The organism is Pseudomonas oplopanacis (assembly GCF_057128725.1).
Genome location: NZ_JBSKHV010000003.1, coordinates 327705 through 339689 on the forward strand (window position 1 = coordinate 327705; position 11985 = coordinate 339689).

At 58.7% G+C, this 11985-nt stretch carries 10 protein-coding genes; 8 read left to right on the plus strand and 2 right to left on the minus strand.

The window, feature by feature from the left end; genetic code table 11:
- Window positions 1-71: 71 nt before the first annotated feature.
- The 8 genes from ACWKV5_RS09425 (at window position 72) to ACWKV5_RS09460 (ending at window position 8754) form a co-directional block, all read left to right on the plus strand.
- Window positions 72-407 carry a YceK/YidQ family lipoprotein gene (locus ACWKV5_RS09425; protein ID WP_483841058.1) on the plus strand — a complete coding sequence of 112 codons (336 nt, stop codon included), beginning with the start codon at window positions 72-74 and terminating at the stop codon, window positions 405-407.
- A gap of 2 nt (window positions 408-409) precedes the next feature.
- Window positions 410-1276 (plus strand): DUF3800 domain-containing protein, encoded by an 867-nt coding sequence (locus tag ACWKV5_RS09430; protein WP_483841189.1) that lies wholly within the window; start codon window positions 410-412, stop codon window positions 1274-1276.
- A gap of 227 nt (window positions 1277-1503) precedes the next feature.
- Window positions 1504-3261 (plus strand): carbamoyltransferase family protein, encoded by a 1758-nt coding sequence (locus ACWKV5_RS09435; protein WP_310266764.1) that lies wholly within the window; start codon window positions 1504-1506, stop codon window positions 3259-3261.
- Entirely contained in the window at window positions 3245-4375 is a 1131-nt protein-coding gene (locus tag ACWKV5_RS09440) for a glycosyltransferase (RefSeq protein WP_483841059.1), read from the plus strand. Before ACWKV5_RS09435 ends, ACWKV5_RS09440 begins: the two co-directional genes overlap by 17 nt.
- Window positions 4375-5271, plus strand: coding sequence for an antimicrobial resistance protein Mig-14 (locus ACWKV5_RS09445; protein WP_483841060.1), 897 nt, complete (start codon window positions 4375-4377; stop codon window positions 5269-5271). Before ACWKV5_RS09440 ends, ACWKV5_RS09445 begins: the two co-directional genes overlap by 1 nt.
- Window positions 5272-5279: 8 nt before the next feature.
- Window positions 5280-6722 carry a PIG-L deacetylase family protein gene (locus ACWKV5_RS09450; RefSeq protein ID WP_483841061.1) on the plus strand — a complete coding sequence of 481 codons (1443 nt, stop codon included), beginning with the start codon at window positions 5280-5282 and terminating at the stop codon, window positions 6720-6722.
- The gene (locus ACWKV5_RS09455) at window positions 6719-7873 is read left to right on the plus strand and encodes a glycosyltransferase family 4 protein (protein WP_483841062.1); all 1155 of its coding nucleotides are present in this window, start codon (window positions 6719-6721) and stop codon (window positions 7871-7873) included. The genes ACWKV5_RS09450 and ACWKV5_RS09455 overlap by 4 nt, the downstream gene beginning before the upstream one ends.
- Entirely contained in the window at window positions 7870-8754 is an 885-nt protein-coding gene (locus ACWKV5_RS09460) for a glycosyltransferase (RefSeq protein ID WP_483841063.1), read from the plus strand. Before ACWKV5_RS09455 ends, ACWKV5_RS09460 begins: the two co-directional genes overlap by 4 nt.
- A 71-nt stretch (window positions 8755-8825) precedes the next feature.
- Here ACWKV5_RS09460 and ACWKV5_RS09465 read toward each other — a convergent pair whose 3' ends face one another.
- Window positions 8826-10043 (minus strand): acyltransferase family protein, encoded by a 1218-nt coding sequence (locus ACWKV5_RS09465; protein WP_483841064.1) that lies wholly within the window; start codon window positions 10041-10043, stop codon window positions 8826-8828.
- Entirely contained in the window at window positions 10043-11905 is a 1863-nt protein-coding gene (locus tag ACWKV5_RS09470) for an O-antigen ligase family protein (protein WP_483841065.1), read from the minus strand. The genes ACWKV5_RS09465 and ACWKV5_RS09470 overlap by 1 nt, the downstream gene beginning before the upstream one ends.
- Window positions 11906-11985: the final 80 nt, after the last annotated feature.

Below are 11985 nucleotides of genomic sequence, written 5' to 3' on the forward strand. Positions count from 1 at the left end.
CTACAGACCCCATGAACTGTGCCCTGAATAGCCACGATGCTAGTTTGCCCGACGTTCACGGAGGGCAAATCTTGACCATAAAAATCGCTGTTATGTTGGGTGCTTTCTCGCTCGCGCTGACCGGCTGCGGGACCACAATGACGGTGCTGCAAGATGATGAAGACGCAGCCCGCAGTCTCAGAAAACAAAAAACCTACTGTCAGTCCATTCCCCGCATTTACAGCGGTCTGGCCTATGACTTCTGCGTATTGAATGCCCCGCCGGATCCGACCGGCTTCCTTGTGCCGTTCGTGCTGCTGGACCTGGGCCTGTCGGGTGTCTTCGATACCGTGTCTTTGCCGTTTACGATCTACCGCCAGGCTACGGACGGCAATCTCAGCATTTACTGGCGCCCAGGCCGTGGGTGACTCTGTTGTATTCCCAACAGTTTTTTCTTTTTGAAAACGAAAGCGAGTTCGACGCTAATGGCGATTCGCAAACGCGTTTGCCTCCAACCGGGAAGTACAGCGACTACATCATCTACGTCGACGAGAGCGGCGATCATGGGATGCAAACATTAGATCCAAACTATCCAATGATCGTGCTCGCATTTTGTGTTTTTCATAAAAGGCATTATTGCGAAAAGGTTATTCCTGCCCTTCAGAAGTTCAAATTCAATCACATGGGGCACGACCTGATTGGTCTGCATGAGTTGGAAATTCGAAAAGAAAAGGGAGCGTTCTCTAGCCTTTTTACGTCCAGGCAACACAAACATGCCTTTCTGGAGGAGTTGACGGGCATCATTGATGCGAGCAATTTCGTCCTGATCAGTTGCGTCATCGACAAAGCTGAACTCCGTGAAAAACAGGGCCCGGTTCACAATCCTTATCACGTCGCTCTCGGCTTCTGTCTGGAAACGCTTTACGAGTTTCTACAGGAAAAGAATCAGCAGGGTGCGTTGACCCATGTGATTTTCGAGCGTCGGGGGAAGCGGGAGGATAACGAGCTTGAGTTGGAGTTTCGCCGAATGTGCGACGGCGTGAACCGATTGGGCATTCAGCTTCCGTTCGATATTGTCTTTGCAACCAAACAAGTGAATTCCACGGGGCTACAGTTGGCGGATCTTGTTGCAAGACCCATTGGTATGAGCGTTTTGCGTTCAGGCCAGGAAAACCGTGCCTTTGACGTGCTCAAACGCAAGTTCTACTGCAGTGGCGGTCGTAACAACGTGGGAGAGGGATTTGAAAACCGGGGTTTAAAGATTTTCCCCCTTTCAGAAAGCGAAAAGCCCCGGTGAAACTCACCGAGGCCAGAACGCCGACCGGGATCCCCCAGTCCATTTGCGCAGGAGTCTATGTCGACGACCTTCTACTGTCAACGCGCGCGCCCTCCGTTTCCGGCTAGAGGTTTGCCGCCGCTTTTAAGCTATAATCCCGCCCTTTAGCTGTCTCTCGCCGCTTGCGAGGGCACATTAATTTTTGAGGCGCTTGTCGCCTGCATGCAGACTAAAGAGGCTAGACCCCTGTGGCATTGACGATTCTTGGCCTGTCCGGCGCCCTTAGCCATGATCCTTCCGCAGCCTTGTACATCGACGGCAAGCTGGTCGCGGCGGCTGAAGAAGAGCGCTTTGTGCGCGATAAACATGCAAAGAACCGCATGCCCTACGAGTCGGCGAAGTTCTGCCTGGAGCAGGCGGGCATCAAGCCGTCCGACGTTGATGTGGTGGCGATTCCATTCGCACCGATCAGTATTTTCGGCAAGGCTCGCTGGCAGTACGCCAAGCGTTACTGGTACGCCCCGGATCGTGCTCTTGACGCGATCCTGATGGGTAACCGTCGCTACAAGCGTTATCGCAACAAGATTGTCTGGTGCCTCGAGCAACTGGGCTTCGATCCGAAAAAAATCAAGATCGAGCCGGTCGAACACCACCTGGCCCACGCCTCCAGTGCTTACCACTGCTCCGGTTTCAAAGAGAAAACCGCGATCCTGGGGATCGACGGCAAGGGTGAGTACGCCACGACCTTCTTCGGTTACGGCGAGAACGGCAAGATCCACAAGATCAAGGAATTCTTCGATCCGGACTCCCTCGGCGGCCTGTATGGCGCGATCACCGAGTTCCTCGGTTTCGATATGCTCGACGGCGAGTTCAAGGTCATGGGCATGGCGCCGTACGGCGACGCCAGCAAGTACGATTTCTCGCGCCTGGCTTCGTTCGAAAACGGCGAGCTGGTGATCAACACCGACTACGCCAACGTCATCGGCCTGCGTCGCTACAAAGAAAAGGGCAAGGGTTACTACTTCTCGCCGAAGCTGATCGAGTGGCTGGGACCGAAGCGCGAAGGCGACATCGCCGACGAGCCGTACATCCACTACGCCGCGAGCATTCAAGCGCTGTTCGAGAAAATCTCGCTGCAGATGATCGATTACTACCTGGGCGACGTGCTCAAGGAAACCGGCAAACTGGCTTACGCCGGCGGCTGTGCGTTGAACGTCAAGCTCAACCAGAAAATCATCGCTCGCGATGACGTCAAGGAGCTGTTTGTCCAGCCTGCCTCCGGCGATGCAGGTACGGCGGTCGGCGCGGCGGCGTATGTGTCTAATGCCCGTGGCGTGCCGGTCGAGAAGATGGAACACGTCTACCTCGGCCCGTCGTACACCAACGAAGACGTGCTCGCAGCCTGTGCCCGTCACCCGAGCAAGCCGGTCTGGCGCAAGCTCGCCAACATGCCGGAAAACATTGCCAAGATCATGGTCGACGGCAACCCGGTGGCCTGGTTCCAGGGGCGCATGGAGTTCGGTCCGCGTGCCTTGGGCGGTCGTTCGATCATCGGTTGCCCGAGTGCTGTCGGCGTGGCTGACCGTATCAACCACCAGATCAAGTTCCGCGAGCGCTGGAGGCCTTTCTGCCCGTCGATGCTCGACACCGTGGCCCCGCAGATGATCAAGATCGATCACCCGGCGCCGTTCATGACCTTCACCTTTGAAGTGGCGGAAGAGTGGAAGACCCGCGTGCCGGAAGTCGTCCACGAAGACGGTACGTCCCGGGCCCAGGTGCTCAAGCGCGAGTACAACCCGCGCTACTACGACATGATGAAGGCGCTGGAAGTGCTGACCGGCAACGGCGTGTCGCTGAACACTTCGCTCAACCGTCGTGGCGAGCCGATGATCTGCTCGCCGACCGATGCCCTGAACATGTTCTTCGGCTCTGACCTACAGTATCTGATCATGGAAGACATCCTGGTGGTTAAAGAGGGCGCTGACGCATATGACTCGCTCGGCTGAACGCCATGTGTTGCAGTTCTGTCACGGCTATGACGGCCCGTTTCTGGACTGCGCCCGGCAGTACGCCAGCCTGTTCGCGGGGACCGGCTATCGAGTGACCACGGTCTTTCTGACCGGGGCCGCCGACAGTGAGGTCGCTGCGGGCTGCGCTTCCGATGAAGTGCTGTTCATGGAATACAGCTCCAAGGCCATTCGTGGCCTGAAGCTGGGCGCCATCGGCGATCTGCGCAAGATCGCCGCTTCGCGCAATTTCAGTTTCTGCATTGCCCACCGCTTCAAGCCGATCTACATCGCCTTGCTCGGCACTTCGTTGCCGGTTATCGGTGTGCATCACGGGTTTGGCGATTACAAGCGCGGCACTCGCAAGCTGTTCGCTCATATCTTCCGCAAGCGCCTCAGCCTGCTCGGAATTTCCGACTCGGTGCGTGACGACATGCGCAGTTGCCTGCCGAAATGGCCGGCCGGGCGAATTCAGACGCTCTATAACCGCATCGATGTGCCAGCCTTGCAAACCAGTCAGGTATCGGTTCGGGAGGCTCGGGAAACCCTGGGCCTGGCGGCTGATGCCTGGATTGTCGGTAACGTCGGGCGACTGCATCCTGACAAGGACCAAACCACGCTGCTGCACGGTTTTGCCTTGGCATTACCGCAGTTGCCGGCCAATAGCCAGCTGGTGATTCTCGGTAAAGGTCGACTGGAACAGGACCTCAAGGAACTGGCACGGGAACTGGGTATCGGCGATCGGGTGCTGTTCCTCGGTCAAGTGCCGGATGCTCGTCGCTACTTCCGTGCCTTCGATGTGTTTGCCTTGAGCTCCGATCACGAACCGTTCGGCATGGTGCTGCTCGAAGCCATGGCCGCCGGCGTGCCGTTGCTCGCGACCGCGTGCGGTGGTGCCAGGGAAGTCGTGGAAGGGGTCGGCATCCTGTTCCCGTTGGGCGATGCCGAGCGCCTGGCTCAAGGGCTGCACCATCTGGCCGCGATGGACGAGCAGCAGCGTCACCAGTGTGCCGAGATGATGCTCGACCGCTTGCGAGAGCGTTTCTCCGACCGCGCCGTGCGCGAGGCTTTCTGGCATTTGCCACACGTCACAGAACTGGCACCGAGGGGCTGATGCTCAACCGATTTCAAGGCTGGCGCGAACGTGGCTGGACGGTGGTCGACGCCTCGACTTATGCACAGGCCTGGCAACGTTTTGGCGGTAGCGTCGCGACGCATCCCATGGTGGTTGAACGCCTGGCGCAGTTGGCCGACATCCCGGTGCGCTACCTGGCCTGGGAGCAAAACGGTGAAGTCAAAGCCGCCATCCCGACCTGGGGACGCGACTTGGCGCTGTCCAAGGACGTGCTCAAGCGCCGAGGCAAAAAAGGCTTGTTCGACCTCGGCAATGCCGAGGTGATTCTGCCGGCAGCTGCCGATGCACAAGCACCGCTGCGCCATCGCGGGCGTTATTTGTCGGCCCTTAGCGAAGGCCGTTTCAGCGAAATCAAGCTACAGGCCGAACAACTGGCCATGGCGCGCACGCCCGAAGAACTGTCGAAAAAATTCCGTTACAACCAGCGCCGTGAGTTGCGCCTGCTGGAAGAAGCCGGTGGCGTTATGCGACCGGTCGCCGAGTTTTCCAGTGCCGAGCTGGCCGCGATTTATTGCGACCTGTTCCAGCGTCGCTGGGGCTTCCCGGCTACCGGTGCAGAGCGCATGGGCGAGGTGATCGAGCTGCTGCGCGACTTACTGATCGGTTCGGTGATTTTCCTCAACGATGCACCGATCGCGATTCAACTGGTGTACCGCGTCGAAGCGCCGGAATGGATCAGCGTCGAGTACATCAACGGTGGCGTCGATCCCGAAACCCGCGAGTTCAGCCCCGGCAGCGTGCTGAGTTTCCTCAACACGCAAAGTGCCTGGGAACATGCTCGCACCCTCGACAAGCCTTTGCGGTTTTCCTTCGGCCGCGCCGACCGGGAATACAAAGACCGCTGGTGCAATCCTGTGCCGGTTTTTACCGTGTGAGTGAACCCATGAGCCGCAAACAGCAACTGCTCAAGCGCCATCGGCGTAACAAACGCATCAGCCTGTTGATCGCGCTGGTGCTGTTGATTGCCCTCGGCGTGCTGGTGGCCTGGTGGCTGCCGTTGGTGCTTGCCGTGCTGGGCTGGATTGCCCATGAGGCCTGGTTCGCCGACCACCTGTTTTACTCCCCAAAAGACGATTATCAATACAGCTTCCCGCCCTACACCCCGCAACCCAAGGTGCACCTGGACGGCGAGTGTTTGCGGCTGGATGACGGCGTGATGCTGGTCGACGACGCCACGCTGGTGTTGGCGCTGCGGGTCAAAAGCAGCTGGCTCGGTCGCTTTATCGATCCGGTGGTGGAGCTGTCGGGTGGTGATAACCCGGACCGCCAAACCTTTGAACGCGGTGTAAACGGCCTGCGTTACCTGAACCTCAGTGGCCAGGCACAAGTGCTGTCGCGCGGTGAGTTGCGCCTGCGTGGACGCTTCTGCCGCCTGCTCGGCGAGCCGGTGTTGTGGGCGCTGGAGCAACCTGACTTCCGTCGTCAACGGGTGATGGTGATTGCGCCTCACGCCGACGACGCCGAACTGGCCGCCTATGGTTTGTACAGCCAGGCCGATGAAGCCTGGATCGTCACCCTGACGGCGGGTGAAATCGAAGCCGAACACTATCAACAGATCGGTCTGAGCAAGGTCGAAGCGGCGCGCCTCAAGGGTCGTTTGCGGGCCTGGGACAGCATCGCGGTGCCGCGCTGGGCTGGCGTGCCGCAAGCGCATTGCGTGCAGCTGGGTTATTTCTGTCTGCAACTGGCGGCGATGCAGGCCGCACCGACGCAACCGATCGCTTCGCGCGAAGCGGATCTTGGTGACACGCGGCTGTTCCGCCAGTTGAACCCGTTTGCCCTGCCGGGCGATGCCGACGGCGCACCGACCTGGAACAACCTGTTGGCCGATCTGCGTGAATTATTACTGCGAGCGCGCCCTGAAGTGATCGTGCTGCCGCACCCGACCCTCGATCCGCACCCCGATCATATCTGTGCCCAACAAGCGGTCCTCGAAGCCTTGAAAGGCCTGGAATGGCAGCCGACCACACTGCTCGGCTACGCCAACCATCTGCACGACAACGACCGTTGGCCTATGGGCGACGCCGGTCATGGCGTCGCGTTGCCGCCAGCCTTCGACCCGGCCACGCCGATGCAGCCTTGCTGCCTGCCGTTGTCGCTGGAGCTTCAGCGCGATAAAGCCATGGCGCTGGGCATGATGCATGACTTGCAACCGCCCATGCCGTTCAAGCGTCGTCTGCGCCGGTTGATCCAGCGACTGTTGGCCAAGCGCAAGCCGCCGGCCTACGGCGAGAATGAATTCTTCCGCAAGGCGGTTCGACGTCACGAGCTCTTGTGGATACTCAAGCACACACCAACAAACGCTTCTCAGCGGGGAGAGTTATGAGCCAGCGGCTAAAGGTTCTGCAATTGCAGCCTGACTACAACGTCAAAGCCCATGATTTTGCCGACCTCGCAGAGCAGATCGTCAAGGCGCTGCCCGGTGATCGCTACGAAGTGACGGCGGCGTTCCTGCGCGGCAAGCCCGGGCCAGGTGAGGCGGTAAGCCGGGCCGACCGTTCGGTGTATTTCGAGTTTTCCGACAAGTCCCTCAAAGGCATGCGCCTGCGGGCGATGTGGACGCTGTACAAGTTTTGCCGCGCGCAAAAGTTCGACGTGGTGATCTGCAACCGCTTCAAGCCCGTGAACATGATGCTCACGCTGAACCGCTGGTTGAAGGTGCCGCTGTGCATCGGCATTTCCCACGGTTTTGGCGAGTACGACCGGTTTTACCGACGCCGCCAGACCCAGCGCCTGATCGATCGCCACTGGCGTTTTGTCGGTGTGTCGCCGGCGGTCAAACAGTACCTGCTGGACTGCGATTGCGGTTTCACCGACCAGAACACCTACGCGATCACCAATGCTATCGACATCGAGCAGGCCGAAGGTTTGCAGCACAGCCGCGAGCGCGCCCGCGAAATGCTCGGCATCGATCCGTCGGTGCGCCTGATTGGCGCGCTAGGGCGTCTGGTGCCGGTCAAGGGCCACACCTATCTGCTGCAGGCGTTTGCCGCGCTCAAGGACAAGTACCCGAACAGCCAATTGGCGATCATCGGTGCCGGTCGTGAAGAGTCGCGCCTGAAGGCCGAGATTGAACGCTTGGGCCTGACCGGTCGTGCGCACCTGTTGGGCTTCAAGGAAATCGCCTTGCAGTACATCCGCGCCTTCGACATCTGGACCATGCCGTCCCTGGCGGAAGGCCTCGGGTTGGCGCTGCTCGAAGGCATGAGCGGTCACCTGCCGGTCATCGCCTCCAACGTGCCGGCCATGCTGCCCCTGATTGAAGGGGCGGGCGGGCTGGCGATTACGCCCAAGGATGTGCCGAGCCTGGTCGCTGCGCTGGATACCTACCTCGGGCTGTCGGATGACGAGCTCAAGGCCAAGGGCGAGCAGGCCTATCGTTATCTGCAGGAACAACACGACATCGAGGTGTTCCGTCAGGAGTACCTGAACCTGATCGACTCCGGCTTGGATCAAGCCCGCAAGGAGCAGCCATGAGCGCCGCGCAACCTCTCGTCACGGTCATCATCGCGTCGTACAACCACGCTCCCTATATTGAGGAAAGCATTCTCAGCGTCCTCAACCAGACCTACAAAAACATCGAGCTGTTAGTGGTCGATGACGGCTCCAAAGACGACAGCGTCGAACGCATCAATGCGCTTCAGGCGCACTATGGTTTCGATTTTCGGGTCCAGCAGAATCAGGGGCTGACCAGCACGCTCAACGGTGCCATTGCGCGCTCAAGCGGCAGTTTGATCGTGCCGTTCGGTTCCGACGACATCATGTTGCCGGAACGCATCGCCACTCAGGTTGAGTACATGGATGGCAAGCCCGAGGTCGGTATCTGCGCCGGCAACATTGAGCTGATCGACGCCGACGGCAATCTGTACCCGGAGAAGCGCCAGCGTCGGGATGTGCCGTTCCGTCGGGCGGATTTCGAAGACATGTTTCTGGAGCGTAAACCCTATCCACCGGCCCCGACCCTGATGATCCGTCGGGAAGCGCTGGACAAGGTGGGCGGGTTCGATCCGGATATTCGCCTGGAAGATCTGGCGATCGAGTTGAAGGTGACCCATGCCGGTTACTTTATCGATGGGCTGAATGTGCTGATGGCGCGCTATCGCAAGCACGCCACCAACTCCTACAAGAACCATCGCTTCATGATCGACAACATCCTGCGTACCTACGCCTTGTTCAGCGATCATCCGCTGTACGACGAGGTTCGCTACAAGTCCCTCAACTCGATGTTCCTCAAGACCGCCAACCGCGATCGCAAGCTGGCCCGCGAACTGTTGGCGCAAATTCCGCTCAAGGCCTGGAACAAGAAGACCTGGCGTGGTCTGGGGCGGCTGTACTTCTCGCCGCTGGAAAAAGACTGATCCCGCCTTGATGCGCATTTTGTAGCAGCCGGACGCAGGCTTCGCCAGCTGCTACAAGGATGTGCGTTGCTTCAGCGAGCGATCTTCTCTGACAGAGCCTTGTCCGCCTTTTTGCGTTGGCGCAGCCACTGCAACACCTTCCTGCCAGCCGTAATACCCGGCTTCTCGATGTACAGGAACGTCAGGCTGCTGATGATGATCAACAGGCAGCTGCACACGGCCAGCAGCGGCAGGAAGGTCCAGATGTCGCGAACATCCAGATGAAGCACCAGCGGCAGGCGCTGGATTAACACCCACAGCACGAAGCCGTGCAGCAAATAGGTGCTGTAGCTGATTTCGCCGAGCCACCGGATGCTGCGCGGTTTGAGCGCGCCGAACAGGGTGTTGCCGGACGCCACGATCACGAAAAACAACGACATGAGCAGTATTGGCCTCAGGCTGAAAGCGCGGTTGAATACCGTGAAAGCAGTCACCAATGCCAGCAGCGCGATGATCCCCGCCATTCGCGTCTGACTCCAGGCCACCAGTTGCGGCCGGCGAATCCAGTACGCAGCGCCGATACCGCCGAGAAAACTCGCCAGAAAGTGTTTTTTCAGCGAGTGCTCCAGGCCGACCACTTTGTACAGGGCGACAATGCCGATCAGGCACAACAGCACTTGAAGCCAGCTACCGCGATAGATAAACACCATGGCGGCAAGGGGCAGTGCCAGATAGAAAAACACCTCGTAGCCCAGGGTCCAGGTGACGTTGGAGATCAGCATGCCGGTTTGGTGGTACTGATTGACGTCCGGTCGGTCGAAGGTCAGCCAGGCCAGTATCTGGCCAATGAAGCGGATGCCGGAGTCCTTGAGCTCCCAGTCCTGCAGGTAGAACACCGTGACAAACACGATCAACATTAGCGGCAAGTACAACGGATACAGGCGAAACAGCCGCGATATCGCAAAGGCCAGCCAGTCGTGTTGGCGTCCCTGGGTGAGCAATCGGCTCCAGAACAGAAAACCGGTGATCATGAAAAACAGCGCGACACTGCCCTGTCCGAGCTGTGAGTAGAAGTTGCTCGGCGGAAAATCAATCACGCCCGTACGCAGGAAGATCAAGGTAATGATCGAGTGGTGCACGAACACGCCGAACGCCAGATAACCGCGTAGCCCATCAATGCTGGCATAGCGGCTTTCACCGGAATGTTCGATGTGTCGGGCGATTTTCGGCACTGCTCGCAACAACAGGGCCGAAGTCGCAATGGCCAGCAGATAAGCTGCCAGTGCAATGAGCGGGTTGGTTTCAGACATCAGTGCGCCCGGACCGGGGAACTCCCGGCCAGCACTTGCCTGTGCAAGTTGTCGACAGCGGACTTCGATGCTTTCATGGCATAGCCCTGAAGCAGCGCTTCGAAGTGTTCTTCGAACAGCCAGCGCCGGTCCACGGTGTAACGTTGCATGTGGCGCAGATTGCGCTGACGCAGGAACAGGCTCAAGGAAGAAGGGTAAATACGCAGGTCGGCCACATCGATCAAGCCAAACTCGCCATCTTCAAGCACCAATACATTCCCCAGGTGCAGCGAACGGAAATAGACGCCTTGTTCATGCAGTTGAGCCATGAACTTGCCGAAACGCTCCACCAGCGCCTGGCGCACCGCCGGTGCGGTGATGCCTTGCAGGACCTGGCGCAGCGTATTACCGGGCAGCGGTGAATAGTGCACCGCGCTGCTGCCGTCTTCGAGGCGATAAAGGTCAAGAATAGGCGGGGCAGGAATTCCCAGATTGCGCAGTTGCTCGCTGTTGACGGCAAAGCGTTCGGAGTAGGGGTTGAAACTGCCCGAGGTGTACCAGCGGCGGCCACGAAACAGCTTGAGGAAGCTGCCATCTACCAGGCGCAGGACTTTAGGGCCCAGGCCATCTTCTTCGATCACCTGTGCATTGGCGCACAGTTGCTGCTGGGCCGTCGCGGTCAACGTCTTGATGGGCATCGCCAGCAAGCGTCTGGCGCGCTGGTTGATGCTGAGTGCGACGATCAATGCCAGCGGAATCCACAGCAGGAACCAGTGTTCCTTGGGCCGGGAGATGATGCCGCCGCCCTCGGTCAAGCCTGCGCCGATACCGAATATCAGCCAGGTCGAGGCGATGATAAACAACGGCTGCAGCCGATTGCGCCAACTGCTGTACAAGCTCCAGAGCTGGAAAAACAACCAAGGCAGCAAACCCAAAACGCCGACGTAATAGAGCACGCCCAGGACAAAGCTGTGGGGCTCCTGAAAGCTGACGCCGACGCCCGGATCGATGGTCAGGTTGGCGCTATAGCCATGACCGATCCAGGGATGATCGGCAATTTTCTGCACGGCCAGTTGCCAGATTTCGAAGCGATAAGAGTCGCCTCGTTCGATGATCATTCGCGCAAACAGCACATAAACCGTGGCTCCGCTGGCAACCAGCGCACCCAGCAATACGATGGAGCGACGGTTCCAGCAAATGTAACCCAGCCAGAGCGCCGCCATCGTCAGTGCCACCAGAGGCGTCCGGGAGCCGGTGCTGATCACGGCGGCGAACATGATCGCCAGCGCCGGGAGGCTCAGCCAGAGCATGTGACGACGCTTGCAGATCATGCTCATACTCATCCAGTAGGCTGCGTAAAAGCCGTACATGTGAGAGCTCAGCAGCGGATTGTCGAATGCGCCGCCGCCGATCAAGCGCAGGCCGGGCTGGTACATGCGGGCGAACAGGAACAGATCGTGGGTGGTACCGATCAGTCCGACCAATGCCGCAGTGAATAGCAAAGGCTGGATGATTTCGCTGCGATAGCGCACCAGAAAATAACAACCGACAAACAATAGCAAGGTATGCAGCGGTGGTTTGAACTGGCCGACGAAGCTCTCCTTGCCCGGTCCCCAACACAAACTCACCAGCGCCCAGGCCGCGAACACCAGCACGGCGACGAAGATCGGTTCGCGAACCAGCTCCTTGAGTTCACGGGGGCGCAAGCACAGGGCGATCAGCGCCGGAATGCTGAACAAGCCATAAAAAAGCTTGTGGTGCAAACTTCGGCCCGGCAGGAAGAACAGGGCACACAGGAGCAAGAGATAGCCGAGTGGAAGAATCCAGAGGCAAATGAAATCGAAAACTCGATTTGACGCACTATTGAAACCGCTGAGTTGCATGCTGAGAGATTCAATCCTGAAGTTGATCGGCCATTTCGGGGTGATGGCTATTTGATGCTTAATTCGATGTGTAACAATAA